At 53.4% G+C, this 16,561-nt stretch carries 15 protein-coding genes and 1 pseudogene; 11 read left to right on the forward strand and 5 right to left on the reverse strand.

Going from position 1 to position 16,561, the window contains the following annotated elements; all coding sequences use genetic code 11:
- Positions 1-431: 431 nt before the first annotated feature.
- Positions 432-1,514 carry a porin OmpC gene (gene ompC / locus AAHF05_RS11500; protein ID WP_028018913.1) on the forward strand — a complete coding sequence of 361 codons (1,083 nt, stop codon included), beginning with the start codon at positions 432-434 and terminating at the stop codon, positions 1,512-1,514.
- 80 nt (positions 1,515-1,594) lie between these two features.
- Positions 1,595-2,035 carry a GFA family protein gene (locus tag AAHF05_RS11505; RefSeq protein ID WP_028018912.1) on the forward strand — a complete coding sequence of 147 codons (441 nt, stop codon included), beginning with the start codon at positions 1,595-1,597 and terminating at the stop codon, positions 2,033-2,035.
- On the opposite strand, the gene AAHF05_RS11510 is transcribed toward AAHF05_RS11505, so the two are convergent.
- A complete protein-coding gene (locus AAHF05_RS11510; RefSeq protein WP_028018911.1) occupies positions 2,030-2,968 on the reverse strand; it encodes a LysR substrate-binding domain-containing protein in 939 nt (312 codons plus the stop codon). The genes AAHF05_RS11505 and AAHF05_RS11510 overlap by 6 nt on opposite strands.
- Before the next feature lie 170 nt (positions 2,969-3,138).
- Between AAHF05_RS11510 and AAHF05_RS11515 the strand changes: the two genes are divergently transcribed.
- The 7 genes from AAHF05_RS11515 to AAHF05_RS11545 are packed head-to-tail and all read left to right on the forward strand — an operon-like array spanning position 3,139 to position 9,590.
- Positions 3,139-4,089: a branched-chain amino acid ABC transporter permease gene (locus AAHF05_RS11515; RefSeq protein WP_129325134.1), complete on the forward strand. Its 951-nt coding sequence runs from the start codon at positions 3,139-3,141 to the stop codon at positions 4,087-4,089.
- Positions 4,090-4,097: 8 nt separating this feature from the next.
- Complete coding sequence (locus AAHF05_RS11520) at positions 4,098-5,204, forward strand: branched-chain amino acid ABC transporter permease (protein ID WP_049007294.1); 1,107 nt, start codon at positions 4,098-4,100, stop codon at positions 5,202-5,204.
- The gene (locus AAHF05_RS11525; protein ID WP_028018908.1) at positions 5,201-5,968 is read left to right on the forward strand and encodes an ABC transporter ATP-binding protein; all 768 of its coding nucleotides are present in this window, start codon (positions 5,201-5,203) and stop codon (positions 5,966-5,968) included. The genes AAHF05_RS11520 and AAHF05_RS11525 overlap by 4 nt, the downstream gene beginning before the upstream one ends.
- Positions 5,961-6,680, forward strand: a complete 720-nt coding sequence (locus AAHF05_RS11530) for an ABC transporter ATP-binding protein (protein ID WP_129325135.1) — start codon at positions 5,961-5,963, stop codon at positions 6,678-6,680. Before AAHF05_RS11525 ends, AAHF05_RS11530 begins: the two co-directional genes overlap by 8 nt.
- A gap of 28 nt (positions 6,681-6,708) precedes the next feature.
- Positions 6,709-7,866 (forward strand): branched-chain amino acid ABC transporter substrate-binding protein, encoded by a 1,158-nt coding sequence (locus AAHF05_RS11535; RefSeq protein WP_108089843.1) that lies wholly within the window; start codon positions 6,709-6,711, stop codon positions 7,864-7,866.
- An 18-nt stretch (positions 7,867-7,884) separates the two neighbouring features.
- Entirely contained in the window at positions 7,885-8,367 is a 483-nt protein-coding gene (locus tag AAHF05_RS11540; protein WP_129325136.1) for an L-2-amino-thiazoline-4-carboxylic acid hydrolase, read from the forward strand.
- Positions 8,364-9,590, forward strand: coding sequence for a Zn-dependent hydrolase (locus AAHF05_RS11545; RefSeq protein ID WP_129325137.1), 1,227 nt, complete (start codon positions 8,364-8,366; stop codon positions 9,588-9,590). Before AAHF05_RS11540 ends, AAHF05_RS11545 begins: the two co-directional genes overlap by 4 nt.
- Before the next feature lie 39 nt (positions 9,591-9,629).
- Here AAHF05_RS11545 and AAHF05_RS11550 read toward each other — a convergent pair whose 3' ends face one another.
- Positions 9,630-11,513, reverse strand: coding sequence for a potassium transporter Kup (locus AAHF05_RS11550; protein ID WP_028018903.1), 1,884 nt, complete (start codon positions 11,511-11,513; stop codon positions 9,630-9,632).
- A gap of 89 nt (positions 11,514-11,602) precedes the next feature.
- Positions 11,603-13,090 carry an MFS transporter gene (locus AAHF05_RS11555; RefSeq protein WP_129325138.1) on the reverse strand — a complete coding sequence of 496 codons (1,488 nt, stop codon included), beginning with the start codon at positions 13,088-13,090 and terminating at the stop codon, positions 11,603-11,605.
- Positions 13,091-13,205: 115 nt separating this feature from the next.
- Here AAHF05_RS11555 and AAHF05_RS11560 point away from each other — a divergent pair, with 115 nt between their 5' ends.
- Both AAHF05_RS11560 and AAHF05_RS11565 read left to right on the forward strand, forming a co-directional pair.
- Positions 13,206-13,781 carry a TetR family transcriptional regulator gene (locus AAHF05_RS11560; RefSeq protein ID WP_129325139.1) on the forward strand — a complete coding sequence of 192 codons (576 nt, stop codon included), beginning with the start codon at positions 13,206-13,208 and terminating at the stop codon, positions 13,779-13,781.
- A 311-nt stretch (positions 13,782-14,092) separates the two neighbouring features.
- Positions 14,093-15,061 carry an alpha/beta hydrolase gene (locus tag AAHF05_RS11565; protein WP_129325140.1) on the forward strand — a complete coding sequence of 323 codons (969 nt, stop codon included), beginning with the start codon at positions 14,093-14,095 and terminating at the stop codon, positions 15,059-15,061.
- A gap of 177 nt (positions 15,062-15,238) precedes the next feature.
- On the opposite strand, the pseudogene AAHF05_RS11570 reads toward AAHF05_RS11565, so the two are convergent.
- Positions 15,239-15,379 (reverse strand): annotated as a pseudogene (locus tag AAHF05_RS11570) (MFS transporter); the annotation flags it as partial.
- A gap of 76 nt (positions 15,380-15,455) precedes the next feature.
- Complete coding sequence (locus AAHF05_RS11575; RefSeq protein ID WP_332616592.1) at positions 15,456-16,544, reverse strand: 4-oxalomesaconate tautomerase; 1,089 nt, start codon at positions 16,542-16,544, stop codon at positions 15,456-15,458.
- Positions 16,545-16,561 lie beyond the last annotated feature (17 nt).

Consider the following 16,561-nt stretch of genomic DNA (forward strand, 5'->3'; position numbering starts at 1 on the left):
TAACAACCTTAATAGCACAAAGTGCAATAGTGTGTTTCTGTGTATTTCAGCAAAAAACACGGTAATTACGTGCATTCAATAACCTAACACAATGATTTACGGTAAACGGTTAAGCTTAATTCTACAAAATGCACCGATAAAATTGATAGTAACATAGCTAAATTAAACCATTAAAAAACTATATTGCGGATAATAGATCTGATAAGAAAATATACAAAACCCGGTTAAACACTCTTCATTTCATTCTGTTTAGCGACCATTTATCCGATCTCGATCACACTAAAGGAAATTATTAGCAATAATTTGAAACTTATTATTGAAAGGCAACTACAACATTTTTAAAAATAGCATGCCATTGACGAACAGCCTCGTTTAGAAATCGTTCGAAGTGGCTCAGGAAATACTTAAGAAAATTATAAGGAATATTTAAGATGAAACTTAAATTAGTTGCAGTGGCAGTGACTTCCATGTTGGCAGCAGGCGTTGTTAACGCTGCTGAAATTTATAACAAAGACGGTAACAAGCTGGATCTGTACGGTAAAGTAACAGGTCTGCACTATTTCTCTGATGACACCAGCAACGACGGCGACAAAACCTACGTACGTCTGGGCTTCAAAGGTGAAACTCAGATCAACGACCAGATGTCCGGTTACGGTCAGTGGGAATATGAATTCAAAGGCAACAACGATGAAAGCAACGGCGACAAAGGCAACAAAACGCGTCTGGCTTTCGCTGGTCTGAAATTCAACGAATTCGGTTCTTTCGACTACGGTCGTAACTACGGTGTTGCTTACGACATCGGCGCATGGACTGACGTTTTGCCAGAGTTCGGTGGTGATACCTGGACGCAGACTGATGGCTTCATGACTCAGCGTGCCACTGGCGTTGCAACCTACCGTAACACCGACTTCTTCGGTCTGGTTGACGGTCTGAACTTTGCCGCTCAGTACCAGGGTAAAAACAACAAGCGCGACATCACCGAAGCGAACGGTGACGGTTGGGGCTTGTCTTCTACCTATGAAATGGACGGTTTCGGCGTGGGTGCAACCTATGCGAAATCTGACCGTACCAACAATCAGGTTCGTGCTGGTGAAGTGGCTAATACCATGAACGCTGGCGGTGACAACGCAGAAGTTTGGGCTGCTGGCCTGAAATACGATGCAAACAACATCTACCTGGCAAGCACCTACTCTGAAACCCGCAATATGACCAACTTCGGTAAAGGTTATATCGCGAACAAAGCTCAGAACTTTGAAGTTGTTGCTCAGTACCAGTTCGATTTCGGTCTGCGTCCATCCGTTGCTTACCTGAAATCCAAAGGTAAAGACATCGGTACTTATGGCGACCAGGATCTGGTTGAATACGTTGATGTTGGCGCGACTTACTACTTCAACAAGAACATGTCTACCTACGTTGATTACAAAATCAACCTGCTGGACGACAACAAGTTCACCAAAGATGCAGCTATTGCTACCGACAACATCGTTGCTCTGGGTCTGACTTACCAGTTCTAAGATTTGTCAGTATAAAAAGGCCAGCCTTCGTGGCTGGCTTTTTTTATACCAGTTTGACTGGCGTAATAAAGGAGCACGCCATGCACATATTCAAAGGACGCTGTCTATGCGGGATGAGCCAATTCAGCGTTTCCCTCAACAATTTCGACGTCTATGCCTGCCACTGCACGCAATGTCAGAAGTGGTCAGGCGGAATTGCCATGTATCTGGAAGCCGCGGGTAAACCGCTTGTGGAGCAAGACTCGATTGCCCCTTCTCACTTCTCGTCCTCTGCGCGAGGAGAACGCTGGTTCTGTCCGGGGTGTGGTTGTCCTCTGTGGTTCAAGCTGACCTCAACAGCACGCTATTTCATCCCATGGACATTACTTGAGATGAGCGAGGATGAACGACGTCGTCTGGTGCTCGCCGCTGAAATCTATACCGAAACCCAGCCCGCATTCTTTGGTCTGACCGGACAATATGCGCGCTACAGCGGTTCAGAAATTGAAGCCATGGATAAGCACTGTTTGCTTACCTCATAGGAGATTCTCCCCCGCGGCCCGACGAAGCCAGTTTTGCAGTAACTTACCGTCCTCAGTCATCTCCGAATCCGAACGCACGCAGAGGTGATAGTCGCGCCCGTCATCAATGGGTAAGTCAAATATCTTCACCAGCTCGCCACTCTCAAGATAAGGCGCGATCAGCGGCTCACGCATCAACGCGCAGCCCAGCCCGGCCTGTACTCCCGCCAGCGTCAAAAGTCCGTCCTCAAACAGGGGGCCACTGCGCCGCAGAGGGCGTTTCACTCCCTGTAACAGGAACCACTGTGACCATGTGGTGCGCTCCTCATCGTGCAGCAACGGCATTTGCAGCAGTTGCTCTGGCGTGTCGATATGGCCATGAATGCGCAAAAATGCACGGCTGCATACAGGCACCATCTGACCGGAGATCAATTTTTCACTCTGATATCCCGCCCACTGACCGTTGCCGAAGCGAATCGACATATCCGACGCATCGCTCAGATAGTTACGATGATTGGCATACACTACGTTGATCTCGGTTTGCGGATTGGCACGCATAAAAGCAGGCAGACGCGGGATAAACCACCCCATGCCAAAAAGCGGGATCAGGCTGATGGTGACCTGACGCGTTTGCGCCTGTTCAGCCAGATGCTCCGTTGCCTGGCGCAACACGTTAAAAGCCGCACGGATGGAGCGGTAATATTCACGTCCGTGCTGGCTCAGCACCAGCCTGCGCCCCTGGCGTTCCGTCAGCGGCATTTGCAGGAACCCTTCGAGCACCTTGAGCTGGTGACTGACAGCAGACGGTGAAATATCCAGCTCCTGTGCCGCCAGCGTAACACTGCCCAATCGGGCGATAGCTTCAAAAGCACGTACAGCCCGTAGCGGCGGATCATTGGCCAGTCGACTTTCTCCATAAATGGGTAGGCCAGGTGACTGTTCTGTTTTATTCATATGTTGATTTCTTTAGGCTTTACACCCGAAAACGGAGTTTTTATATTTTCATATAAATCATAAAGATAAAACAATATCTGTTTATCATAAGAAATAATATATGTGTATTTTACAATTTATTTCATTTGTTGGATGGTAGCCGCAGAAAGAGCACTTTGCAGGAACCTACGTTGGATACATTCATACAACAACTGATCAACGGTGTGATGCTGGGAAGCATCTACGCGTTGATCGCGCTGGGCTATACCATGGTGTATGGCATTTTGCGCATTATTAACTTTGCCCATGGCGATATTCTGATGGTGGGTGCGTTAACCACACTTTCTGCCATGAACAGCCTCAACAATACTTTCCCGCACCTGCCGCTTCTGATTCAGCTCGGTTTTGCCTTGCTGATCGCCATGTCCGTTTGTGCCCTGCTGGCGATGGCCGTGGAGCGCTTTGCCTACCGACGCCTGCGTAACGCGCCGCGTCTGGCACCGCTGATCTCCGGGATTGGCGTCTCGGTGCTGCTGCAAACCGTGGCGATGATCGTCTGGACGCGCAACCCTCTGATGTTCCCTCAGATCCTGCCCATGGAACCGATCGCCGTGACGTCAGGAAGTGAACTGCATCCCCCTGCCATTGTGACCGTCACCGGCATTGTTACCGTGGTGCTGGCGCTTACAGTGATGACAGGGCTATGGCTGCTGGTGGAATACACCCGCCTGGGCCGTGGCATGCGCGCCGTGGCGGAAAACCCGCGCGTGGCTACGCTGATGGGGGTTAACCCCAATGCCATTATTACCCTGACGTTCGCCATTGGCGGCGTATTTGCCGCGCTGGCAGGCGTCATGATGGCCAGCAACTACGGCAACGCCAGCTTCTCAATGGGCTTCCTGCCGGGAATTAAAGCATTCACAGCCGCCGTGCTGGGCGGTATCGGCAACATTCGCGGCGCAATGATTGGCGGGATCCTACTTGGCATTATTGAGGCACTGGGCGCTGGCTACCTGGGTGAACTGACCCACGGCGTCTTTGGCAGCAACTATCAGGACGTCTTTGCCTTCATCGTGCTGATTCTGGTACTGGTCTTCCGTCCGGCAGGTCTGCTGGGTGAGCGTGTGGCAAACCGAGCGTAAGGGATACTATGACAACCGTACAACTACAAACGCCGACCGCTACGCGCAAATTCTGGTCCGGTATGAGTTTGTTCTGCCTCGCGCTGCTGATTGCGCCAGTGGTTGCCAGCCAGCTCGGCGGAAATTACTGGGTGCGCGTCATCGACTTCGCCCTGCTCTACATCATGCTGGCGCTGGGGCTGAACATTGTGGTCGGCTACACCGGCCTGCTGGACATGGGCTTTATCGCCTTTTACGCAGTGGGTGCCTATCTGGCCGCCCTGCTGGCTTCACCGCACCTGCTTGAAGTGTTCCCGATTCTCACGGTCTGGTTCCCGGACGGGCTGCACACGTCTTATCTGTTGATTATTCCCATAGCGGCACTGGTTGCAGCGGTGTGCGGCATCGTGCTCGGTGCGCCAACGTTAAAGCTTCGTGGGGATTATCTGGCGATCGTGACGCTGGGCTTTGGGGAGATCATCCGCATCCTGATGCGTAACCTCGACCGTCCGGTGAATATCACGAACGGTGCGAAAGGTATTACCGGCGTCGATACCCTGAATCTTTTCGGCCTGAAATTCAGCGGTGTGTATCACTGGTTCGGTTTTAAAGTGCCTGCCCTGTGGCTGTGGTACTACCTGCTGATGCTGGTGATTGTGGCCATTATTTTTGTTTGCCTGCGCCTGCAACACTCGCGTATTGGTCGCGCCTGGCATGCCATTCGTGAAGATGAGGATGTGGCCCGCGCGATGGGCATCAACGTCCGTAACTATAAGCTACTGGCCTTTGCGATGGGTGCCTCATTTGGCGGCGTAGCGGGTGCCTTGTTCGGCGCATTTCAGGGCTTTGTCTCCCCGGAATCCTTCACGTTACAGGAATCCATTGCCGTGCTGGCGATGGTGGTGCTGGGCGGTATGGGGCATATTCCGGGCGTGATCCTCGGCGCGATACTGCTTACCGCCCTGCCGGAACTGCTGCGCAGTCAGGCAGCCCCGGTTCAGCAGGCGCTGTTCGGTACGGTGCTGATTGACCCCGAAGTGTTGCGTCAGCTGTTCTACGGCCTGGCGCTGGTGCTGGTCATGCTGGTTCGTCCTGCCGGGATCTGGCCGGTACGCCACAAGGAGGTGAATACATGAGTCTGTTAACCGTACGCAACATGTCCAAACGTTTCGGTGGGCTTACCGCCGTGGATGACGTTTCGATCGCCGTGAACAAGGGTGAAATCTACGGGCTGATAGGTCCTAACGGGGCGGGAAAAACCACCTGCTTTAACCTGATCACCGGGCTTTATCCGGCGGACAGCGGTGAATTTTCAATCGCCGATAAGCCCTATTTCCCCAGACACATTGAGAAGGTCACCGCCGCCGGGATTGCGCGTACCTTCCAGAACGTGCGCCTCTTTAACGACATGTCGGTGCTGGAAAACGTAATGGTGGGTCGCCACGTGCGCACCCGTAACGGTCTTTGGGCCGCGCTGAGCCGCCACAAACGCGCCCGCGCAGAAGAAATGCAAACCCGTGAGCTGGCCTGGCATTGGCTGGAATACACTGGCATTGCGAAGTTCGCTCACTACCGTGCCTGCGATCTGGCCTACGGCCATCAGCGTCGACTTGAAATCGCCCGAGCGCTGGCAACCGACCCTCTGCTGCTGGCACTGGACGAACCCGCCGCCGGGATGAATGCAGCAGAAAAAGTAGCGCTTGGCGAGTTACTCATCCGCCTACGTGATGACGGTAAAACCCTTCTGATGATTGAACATGACGTCAAGCTCGTGATGGGCATCTGCGATCGCCTGACGGTGCTGGATTACGGCAAAACGCTCGCCAGCGGCACGCCGGAGAGCGTTCGTCGCGACCCGGCAGTGATCGCCGCCTGGCTTGGAGGCAACGCCCATGTCTGAATTACTGAAAGTGGAACGCGTGGACGTGCATTACGGCGGTATTCAGGCCGTACGCGATGTCTCTTTTACCCTGCACGAGGGCGAGCAGGCCACGCTGATCGGCGCTAACGGTGCGGGTAAAAGCTCCACCGTGCGCGCCATTACCGGGCTGGAAAACTTTAGCGGTCGTATTGAATTCAACGGTAAAGCGGTGCGTAAGCACAAGCCCGAAACCCTGCTCCGTGACGGACTGGTGATGGTCCCGGAAGGCCGGGGAATCTTCTCCCGAATGACGGTGCTGGAAAACCTGCAGATGGGCGCCTGGCTCAGGCGTGACACTGTCACCGTAAAGCGCGAGATGAACGAGATTTTCGAGCGCTTCCCGCGTCTGGGCGAGCGCCAGCATCAACTTGCCGGGTTGCTGTCCGGCGGAGAGCAACAGCTGCTGGCCCTTAACCGCGCCCTGCTCAGTCGCCCGCGCCTGTTGATCCTCGACGAACCCTCAATGGGGCTTGCGCCGAAGATGGTAGAAAACATTTTTGCCGTCATAGCCGGCCTGCGCGAGCGCGGCGTTGCCCTGCTACTCATCGAACAAAACGCCCGCCTGGCGCTGGAAGTCACCGACAGCGCGTGGGTGATGGACAGTGGCAGCATTGTTCATCAAGGCGAATCGAAAGCGCTGCTCAATGACGACCAGATTGCACAGATTTATTTGGGCGAAATGCCGGCTTAACAACACTAACCAACATCAGGGAAATACAATGAAAACAGTAAAAATCAGCGCGCTCAGCGCCGCTATTCTGCTCGGTGGTTTTGCCTCAACGGGCGCATGGGCCGCCGACAGTGAAACCGTGGTTATCGGTCTGGCGGGCCCGCTCACTGGACCATCGGCCCGTATCGGTAAAGATCTGGAGAATGGCGCACAGCTGGCGATTGATGACATCAACAAGCAGCACCCGACCATCGGCGGCAAAGCGGTGACATTCAAACTGCAGTCCGAAGACGATCAGTCTGACCCGCGCACCGCCGTGGCCGTGGCGCAGCGTCTGGTGGATAGCGGCGTGGCGGGCGTTGTCGGTCACTGGAACACCGGTACCAGTATTCCGGCTGCGCGTGTGTATCACGATGCCGGTATCGCTCAGGTTGCGCCCGTAGCGACCGGTCACGCCTATACCAAACAGGGTTTCGATACCAGCTTCCGCGTGATGGGCCACGACGATGACGGCGGCCAGTTGGCCGGACAGTACGCGGTAAATACCCTGAAAGCGAAACGCATTGCGGTGATTGACGACCGTACCGCGTTTGGTCAGGGGCTGGCGGACCAGTTCATTAAATCGCTGGAAGCACAGGGCGTGAAGGTTGTCGATCGTCAGTACGTTGATGACAAAACGGTGGACTTCAGCGCCGTACTGACCGCCATCCGGAGTAAAAACGCCGATCTGATCTTCTTCGGCGGCGTCGACAGCCAGGCAGCACCGCTGGCGCGTCGTATCAAACAGCTGGGCATGAACGCCACGCTGATGGGCGCAGGCGGATTTGTCAGCCAGACGTTCCTGCAGCTGGCGCAGAAAGAAGGCGAAGGCGTGGTCGCGCTGGAGCCGGGTCTGCCCGTTGACCAGATGCCGGGTGGAAAGGCATTCGAACAGGCCTATCAGGCCCGCTACCACACCCATATCGAACTGCACGCCCCGTTCGCCTATGACGCCACCCGCGTGCTGGTTGCGGCGATGGAAAAAGCAGATTCCGTTGAGCCGTCCGACTATCTGCCCGCCCTGCGCGCCATCAGCTACTCCGGCGTCACCGGCCAGATAGCGTTTGATAAAGAAGGTAACCTGAAATCGCCGTCTTTCACCGTTTACAAGGTCGTCGATGGCAAATGGCAGCCGCAAACCGTGCTGGGTGGCACAAAAGCGAAGTAACGCAGTGAGGGCAATGTGATGAGTGATAATAACGAGCTGGGCATTCTCGCCCGCCGCAAAATTGAAGCAGAAATTATTAAGCCAATTTATGAAATCCTGGTGCGCGAGATAGGGAAAACCCGCGCCCAGGCGGTCATTGGTGAGGCCATTGAGCAGGCTGCAATTGACGCAGGCAAAGCGTTTGCCAGCAAAGAACCCAACGGCGCGGACGTAAAGAGTTTTATCGCACTGCAATATCTGTGGGAGAAAGATAACGCGCTTGAGGTGAAGGTGATCGACGCCGACGACCAGCAGTACAACTACAACGTGACCCGCTGTCGCTACGCGGAGATGTATCACGAAATGGGGCTGGGCGAGATTGGTCATCTGCTCTCCTGCGCGCGCGATGAAAAATTCATCGTTGGCTATGCGCCGGACGTGGAACTGACCCGGACCACCACCATCATGCAGGGCGGTTCATGCTGTGATTTCCGCTACCGCAGCAGTAAGGACAAGACATGATCCGCGTCAACGCCGAACGACTGTGGTCAACGCTTGAGATGATGGCGCAGATCGGCGGCACGCCTGCCGGTGGCGTCACCCGTCTGGCACTGAGCGAGGAAGATCGTATTGCGCGAAACCTGCTGCGCGGCTGGGCGCTGGACGCGGGTTTCACCTGCGACGTCGACAGCATGGGCAATATGTTTATCCGTCGCCCGGGGAAAAACCCGCAGCTTGCCCCGGTCATGACGGGTTCACATGTGGATACCCAGCCGCAGGGCGGTAACTACGACGGTGTTTACGGCGTGCTGGCAGGGCTGGAGCTGCTGCGAACCCTTAACGATCATCACGTTGAGACTGAACGTGACGTTGTGCTGGTGAACTGGACTAACGAAGAAGGTGCGCGCTTTGCGCCAGCCATGCTCTCTTCAGGGGTCTGGACGGAGCAATTTAGCGAAGCGTACGCGCATGCCCGTGCGGATAACGATGGCATCACCGTGGGCGAAGCGCTGGATAGCATTGGCTACCGGGGTGAAATCCCTGCTCGCGCGTTTCCTGTTCACGCCTGCTACGAACTGCACATCGAGCAGGGACCGATCCTGGAAGATGAAGCCATCGATATCGGCTTAGTCCGCGCGGCAATGGGCCAGCGCTGGTTTACCCTGACGCTGGACGGATTTGCCGCCCACGCAGGCACCACGCCGATGCACAGCCGCCGCGATGCGCTGACCGCCTTCGCAGAGCTGGCGCTGAAGGTGGAAGAGATTGGCTATCGGCATGCCCCAGACGGACGCGCGACGATCGGTATGGCGCAGGTTACGCCAAACTCGCGCAACGTCGTGCCGTCTCGCGTGGAATGCAGCGTTGAGTTTCGCCATCCGGAGCAGCAGGCGCTGGAAACCATGGAGGCGGCGCTGCATAAGGTGGCTGAAAGCCTGAGCCTGCGCGGCGTGTCGGCTCTCGTTGAACGTATTTTTGACTACGCGCCCATTGCGTTTGATGCCGAATGCCTGGCTCGTACGGAGAAGGCCGTGGCGAAACTGGGCTATTCGTCGAAACCGATGGTCTCCGGCGCGGGTCACGACACCTGCTATGTCAGCAAAATTGCGCCCGCCAGCATGATCTTTATCCCCTGCGTGAAAGGCATTAGCCATAACGAAGCGGAAAGGATCCTGCCAGAATGGTCGGAGAAAGGGGCGAATGTGTTATTGCATAGTGTCCTGTCTGCGGCGCTTGAGAAATAGAATGGTGCGAAAGCAGAGGACCTCTGCTTTCGCCAGAGTCTACACGGCAACGCGTCGGCTGATTTCGACAACCCTGTCGCTGGGAAGGTGATAGTGGTTGATGACGTGCGTGCAGTTGCGCTTCATGAAAGCAAAAATATGCCGTTGCCATGCTGCCATACCCGCTGTTCCATCACCGGCTACGATAGTTTCATGTCCAACATACCAGGTGGCATCATCATTCGCGAACAGCACGTTGATTTCACTGACACCCTGCAACAAATGCGGGATATCCGGGTGCTCCATAAAACCGTATTGTGCCACGCCGTGCCAGTAACCTGGCGCGCGCTGCTCTACCCTGATCCGTTGTTCTTCCCCCACATAGGGCACATTCAGGATGTCAATGGTCAGAGATAGCACATCTCGCTGTAGCACCTTGTTGCGCGCAACATGCCAGCGCATGACCGGGGGGATATTGTTCTGTGTACGGGTCAAAAAAACGGCGGAACCTGCAACTCTGGGTACCGTCTTTTGCTGAAGCTGGTTAAAGAACGCATCCACGCTGATGCCCTTCTCGCCCACCGATGCGGAGACCGCCTTAACGCCGCGGTGCCAGATCAGCATCACCGTACAAATCGCTGCGGCCATCAGCAACGGAATATAGCCGCCTTCCAGGACCTTAATCAGATTGGCAAACAAGAAGGTGGCATCAATCACCAGGAAACAGAGGGCAATAACCGCGCTGCTGACCCGACTCCAGTGCCACACTTCCCGCATTGCCACAAATAGCAGGCCCGTCGTCATCAGCATGGTTAATGACACGGCAATACCGTATGCAGCAGCAAGCTTGTCGGAAGATTTGAAGAACACCACCAGCCCAATCGTTACCACCATAAGCAGCCAATTGATTGTGCCTATATAGATTTGACCGTAGCTTTCTGCCGCCGTCTGTTTGATCCGTAAACGGGGTAACCAGCCGAGCTGAATAGCCTGCCGCGTCATGGAAAAAGCGCCCGTAATTATCGCCTGACTGGCGATTATCGTCGCCAGTGCGGCAAGAATAATTAGCGGAAACTGCATCACAGGCGGACACAGCATAAAGAAAAGGTTTTGTTTACTGTCGGCTCCGGCCAGGATCAGCGCGGATTGCCCCGCATAATTGAGCAGCAATGCGGGAAATACGACACCGTACCAGGCAAGCCAGATGGGTTTTTTACCGAAATGCCCCATATCGGCGTACAGCGCTTCAGCACCAGTCACACAGAGAAAAACGCCCCCCAGGACCAGAAAACTGGTGTACCCGTTCGAAAACAAAAACGCGATGCCATACGCAGGATTCAGCGCCAGCAATACCGATGGGTGCTGAATGATCCCCCATACGCCCAACGCTGCAATTGCAAAAAACCACAGCGCCATGATCGGACCAAATATCTTTCCTATACGAGCGGTACCAAAAGGTTGGATCAGAAAAAGTGCCAGTAAAACCATGACCGTGAGCGGCAATATATACGGCTGCGATTCAGGAAAAACAATTTCCAGCCCTTCCAGAGCGGAAAGTACGGAGATTGCCGGGGTTATCGCGCCATCACCGTAAATCAACGCAGCGCCGATAAGTGCGGAAAAAATGACCCAGCGCCCGCCTTTCCCTTTTTCCACCAGAAGAGACATCAATGCCATGATGCCGCCCTCGCCATGATTATCAATTCGCATGGCGAATGCAGCATATTTTATGGATGTCACCAGGATGAGTGTCCAGGTAATCAGCGAGAGCAGTCCCAGAACCACTGCGGGCGTAGGATCATGCTCAGAGAGCGACAACACGGTCCTGAAGGTATAGAGCGGACTGGTGCCAATATCACCAAAAACGACACCCAGCGCACCACCGGCAAGCAGGGTTAACCGGGAGAACGGTTGGCGCGATTCACTGCGGTGGAGCAGGCTCATATTTTCCAGCAAGAGTCAGATAATCCTTTAAAAAACATAGTGCATCTGCCCCACTGACGCCAACCATAAACCTGGTTTTCCGGATCTATTTACCGCGGGTTGACCTTAGCCAGGCTAAACCAAACGCCAACGGCCAGCAACAGCAGCATTCCCCCAGCACTCCCCAACGCTACGCTATGCGAAGTGATAAACGCGCTTTTCGCTGCTTCAATCAGTGTTTCCGCCATCGTGGGTGTCAGATCCTGCGCCACCTTCATCGCTTCACCAATGGATGACGACGCTTTGTCGACGAGAGAAGCATTCAGCCCCAGTGGCAATTCGATCGACGCCGTGAAGCTGCGGGTCAGCAGCAGACCAAAAATGGCGATCCCCAGACCGGCACCCAGTTCATACGACATGGTTTCAATCGCTCCTGCTGCAGCGGCTTTCTCTTTTGGCGCAGCAGCCATGATCGCTGAGGTTGAAGCCAACAGCGCGCTGGCAGCACTGAAGCCCAGCAGCACCATCAGGCACCACGCCTGCCACTGCTGGGTGCTGAAGTCGAGCAGCGACAGACCAATAAAACTGACGGCACTCAGCCCCATTCCGCCAGCGGCGACGATGCGTAACCCCAGATGTCCAACCAGTACACCGGCGATCGGCCCACTGAAGCCGCTGGCAACCATCAGAGGCAGCATAAACATCCCTGCTTCAAACGGCGTAAAGCCGTGAACAAACTGCAGCTCCTGGGCCATCAGCAGCTCAAACCCGACCAGCGCAATCATCGCAGTCATCGCCATTACCACGCCACTCAAAATGATGCGGTGGCAGAACAGACGCATGTCGATCATCGGCACGCGCGCGCGAAGCTGAATACGCACGAAGATAAACAGCAGCATCGAGCCGGTAACCAGCGCGGCCACGACGACGCCTGGTGCCAGGACGCCTTTTAGCGCGGTCTTCGCACTGTAGACCAGCAGTAAAATCGCCGCGATTAGCATGATGGCATGGCTAATATTAAGCGGTTGTTCCGGGCGACCTTGCTGACGCGGCACAAAACGTGCGGCCAGCGAAACCACGACCAATACAATGGGTACGTTGATTAAAAATACCGATCCCCAGTAAAAATGTTCGAGCAGCATACCGCCAATCAGCGGACCAAATGCTGCGCCACCGGACCCCACAGCCGCCCAGACGCCAAGCGCGATATTACGATCCCGCGCTTCAGTAAACAGCGTGCGGATACCCGCGAGCGTAGCCGGAATAATCATCGCCGCACCAATCGCCAGCGAGGCGCGCGCCGCAATCAGCCATCCTGCAGACGGGGCAAACGCGGCCGCCAGCGACGACAGGCCAAACAACGTACTGCCGATCATTAACAGCCGTTTGAAACCAATACGATCACCCAGTGCGCCCATCGGCAGCACCATCCCCGCCATCACCAGCGAGTAAATATCGATGATCCAAAGCAATTCATTGCCGCTGGCTCCCAGCGTCATACTCAATGTCGGCGCCGCCACGTGCAGCACCGTTGCGTCGATCGCGACCGGGATATACACCAGCACGATAATCACTAACGCTAACCACTGACGAAACATAAATTTCCTTTTAATTAAATCATGGACACATGTCCAGAATGCGATCCTACGTAAAGTTGAACGCGTGTCCAGCTTTTTGTTACACTCGTTTCATTCCTATTGAGAGTGAGTCGAAATGCGATATCTGAGCAAGGATGAACGGCGGGAAGAAATCTTACAGGCCGCCATGCGCGTGGCGCTGTCCGAAGGACTGGCAGCCATGACGGTACGCCGCGTTGCGGCTGAAGCCGGGGTCGCGACCGGACAGGTTCACCATCATTTTACCTCCGGCGGGGAACTCAAATCGCTGGCTTTTGTTCGCTTGATCCGTGAACTGCTGGATGCAGATGTCGTCGGCAAGCAGGCTGGCTGGCGGGAGCAGCTTCATGCCATGCTCGGGAGCGATGATGGCAGGTTTGAACCTTACATTCGCCTGTGGCGTGAAGCGCAGATCCTGGCCAACCGCGATGCTGACATTAAGGGTGCCTATATTATGACCATGGAAATGTGGCGCCAGGAAACGGTGGCGCTAATCAAAGCGGGAACGGAGGCCGGGGTATTTCGTCCTGGCGATAGAGCGGAAAATATCGCCTGGCGCTTGATTGGTCTGGTGTGCGGTCTGGACGGGATGTATATCTTAAACATGCCCGAAATGAACGAAGCCGCGTTTAATAGGCATCTCGATAAATTGATCGACCTTGAATTGAATTAATCATCGTTAGACGTTATTTAACCCATACATTAAGAGCCTGCTGTAGAGTACAGGTTCTTAATCTGCGCAGACATCCTTTCACACACATTCAAGCCATGAATATTTAACACAAAATCAGAAATAATGCGAGCCACCTCAAATTCCTTAACAAAAGAAACATATTGCACTAAATCACTTGCGTTCTCATATACACTTCATACTGCCCTTCCAATAAAAAGGAAAATTTAACCGCAAAGTGAATCAGACAATTTTAGAATAGATTTCCTCCATTACAAACAAAGATAACTTTTTACTCAACGTGGGATTAAATCATGCCTTCATATGTTATGTCTGTTCGTAAAGCATCAAGAGGTAAATTTACCTCCGATATTGGTGGAACAAGCTATTTGGTTGTTCCTGATGGAGAGGACCCCAGTCCCGACCATGCCATTCCTGAACAAAAATGGTTTGATCAAGTTATACAAGGTGCACAGTGGAAAAACGAGAAAGGCGAAAAGCGAGGGGATTTACTTTTTTCTGTGCATGGTTACAACATGAGCGAGAGTGAAGTGATCGAGCGACACAGACTTTTGGCAAACGGATTGTCTGATATTGGTTTTAAAGGAATAGTGATTTCCTTTGACTGGCCAAGTGATGATAAGGCGCTGGCCTATTTACCTGACCGTCACAAGGCAAAACTTACCGCAATGCGCCTTATGACAGAAGGAATTTCCTACGTATCAGAAAAACAAAAACCCGACTGTCCGATTAATATTCATGTTTTGGGTCATTCTACTGGGGCTTATGTGCTCACTGAAGCATTTGATGATGCGGATGATACCAACCTGCCAAATAGTGCCTGGAAAGTGAGCCAGATCATTTTCGTCGCAGGCGATGTATCGAGCAGCGTAATGTCAAACCCTGACCCGCGAAGTGATTCTATTTACCGTCATGGTATTCGTCTAACTAATTATTCCAGCCGTCGTGACCAGGCTCTGGATATATCGAATGTGAAACGTGTCGGCGTTGCTCCTCGGGTTGGGCGTGTGGGTCTTCCTGAGAACGCACCTTCAAATGCAATAAATGTAGACTGTACACAGTATTACGAAAAACTAGAAAGTGACTCTGCTATTCTCGTACAGGATGAACCCGCAGGGATTAAAGGAATGCCATCACATTCGTGGTATTTCGGAAATAAAGTATTTACCCGAGATCTGTTTTGCACACTGATTGGCATTGATCGCTATGTTATTCCAACCCGATCGGTTGACGGCGAAGGAAAAACAATCCTGATACGCTAACCGGAAATAGTGACAGGTGCCGGGTGGCGGCTACGCCTTACCCGGCCTACTGTTTTATCCGTTCCAGATCCGGTAAGGCGTAGCCGCCATCGGACAATTAAGACTGCAGCATGCCGTGCTGCATCAGGAAACACCACCAGGGAATGCCGAGGAACATGTGAACTAAAAACGTGCAGTCGGGAGCAGTGGCTGAATAAAGAATAGAGAAGCAAGCTCAGCAAGCCCTGATAATGCCAGGGCCAGAATCACGCGAATATGCGCACTGGCTTTTACAGGATCAGGAGCCCTCTGGGTATTGTTAGCATGAGTTAACGCCATAATAACCTCAGTATTATAGTTAAGGTACAGAATGTAATTTTTTTAATGCTGGTTGTTTATTTGATTAATATTTTCATCAATCAACTTCAGACAATGTATTTTCAGGCACACAAACAACACCTTCAAATAACTTGCGTGTAGTACGAATAACAGCCGCACGGGTGTTTTCGATTTTGTCACCCTCCCTCAATAATGAAACGGATATTTTTCCGCTGGGATGTTCAATATCAATAATATTGGTAAATAACCCCTTTGGACGGTCGGCTATGATTTTACAGGCCACTGAGCCCTCAATCAGCGTCGCGGTCGATATGCCGATCGAACCGGTAATGGCCAGCGACTTATGGCATGTATGTGGCATGAAATAACGAACCTGGAGCGTTCCGCCTTTACATGCCCGACTAAGGAGAACCGGTTTAGGGATCACTTTGTTCGATACATCCCCTAATCCCATCGCCGTGCCAGCCTGGCGCCGCACGCTCTCCAGCCTTTCTTTAAACTCACGATCGGCATCTAACTCTGCCGGTGACTCCCCTCCTGTTTTCCCTAGTGCTGATGCCTCAATCAGCACCATCGGCATCGCCATATCAATACAGGTGACTTCGATACCATCGAATACATCCGTCACGCTGTCGGTCGGCAGCAGTTTCCCTGTTTTAGACCCCGCAGAATTCAGGAACGTTAAGCCAATCGGTGCCGCTGTACCCGGCACACCGTCGATTTGGGTATCGCCTTCATACTCAACCCGATAGTCTGGCGTCTGAACTTCAGCATCAACCAGAGTACCAGTGTTGAGATTGCGGATACGCACTGTCGTCACCGGGCTTTGCGCCTTCACCAGCCCTTTTTCAATGGCAAAAGGCCCCACGGCGCAGAGCATATTCCCGCAATTTGGTGTGGTATCGACACGACGTTCGTTCACCATCACTTGTGCGAATAAGTAATCTACATCCGCGTCCGGACTGTTGGACGGACTGACGATCGCCACCTTACTGGTTTGCGGGCTTCCGCCACCAATGCCGTCAATTTCGAGTTCATGGCCTGCGCCCATTAGGCTGAGTAATACCGCGTCACGCGCTTCGGTTTCCGCCGGCAGGTCGCTGGCCAGAATGACGGGACCTTTTGACGTACCGCCACGCATTAATACGCAAGGGATCTTTAACATGTCTTTTTCTCATTTCG

Origin of the sequence: Enterobacter adelaidei (assembly GCF_041937165.1) — a bacterium.
In the GTDB taxonomy this organism is placed as follows: Bacteria; Pseudomonadota; Gammaproteobacteria; order Enterobacterales; family Enterobacteriaceae; genus Enterobacter; species Enterobacter adelaidei.

Bases quoted from the DNA above. Each gene is read 5' to 3' on its own strand.
- ompC (WP_028018913.1), top strand. From the start codon at position 432: ATGAAACTTAAATTAGTTGCAGTGGCAGTGACTTCCATGTTGGCAGCA.
- AAHF05_RS11505 (WP_028018912.1), top strand. From the start codon at position 1,595: ATGCACATATTCAAAGGACGCTGTCTATGCGGGATGAGCCAATTCAGC.
- AAHF05_RS11510 (WP_028018911.1), bottom strand. From the start codon at position 2,968: ATGAATAAAACAGAACAGTCACCTGGCCTACCCATTTATGGAGAAAGT.
- AAHF05_RS11520 (WP_049007294.1), top strand. From the start codon at position 4,098: ATGACAACCGTACAACTACAAACGCCGACCGCTACGCGCAAATTCTGG.
- AAHF05_RS11525 (WP_028018908.1), top strand. From the start codon at position 5,201: ATGAGTCTGTTAACCGTACGCAACATGTCCAAACGTTTCGGTGGGCTT.
- AAHF05_RS11530 (WP_129325135.1), top strand. From the start codon at position 5,961: ATGTCTGAATTACTGAAAGTGGAACGCGTGGACGTGCATTACGGCGGT.
- AAHF05_RS11535 (WP_108089843.1), top strand. From the start codon at position 6,709: ATGAAAACAGTAAAAATCAGCGCGCTCAGCGCCGCTATTCTGCTCGGT.
- AAHF05_RS11540 (WP_129325136.1), top strand. From the start codon at position 7,885: ATGAGTGATAATAACGAGCTGGGCATTCTCGCCCGCCGCAAAATTGAA.
- AAHF05_RS11545 (WP_129325137.1), top strand. From the start codon at position 8,364: ATGATCCGCGTCAACGCCGAACGACTGTGGTCAACGCTTGAGATGATG.
- AAHF05_RS11550 (WP_028018903.1), bottom strand. From the start codon at position 11,513: ATGAGCCTGCTCCACCGCAGTGAATCGCGCCAACCGTTCTCCCGGTTA.
- AAHF05_RS11555 (WP_129325138.1), bottom strand. From the start codon at position 13,090: ATGTTTCGTCAGTGGTTAGCGTTAGTGATTATCGTGCTGGTGTATATC.
- AAHF05_RS11560 (WP_129325139.1), top strand. From the start codon at position 13,206: ATGCGATATCTGAGCAAGGATGAACGGCGGGAAGAAATCTTACAGGCC.
- AAHF05_RS11565 (WP_129325140.1), top strand. From the start codon at position 14,093: ATGCCTTCATATGTTATGTCTGTTCGTAAAGCATCAAGAGGTAAATTT.
- AAHF05_RS11575 (WP_332616592.1), bottom strand. From the start codon at position 16,544: ATGTTAAAGATCCCTTGCGTATTAATGCGTGGCGGTACGTCAAAAGGT.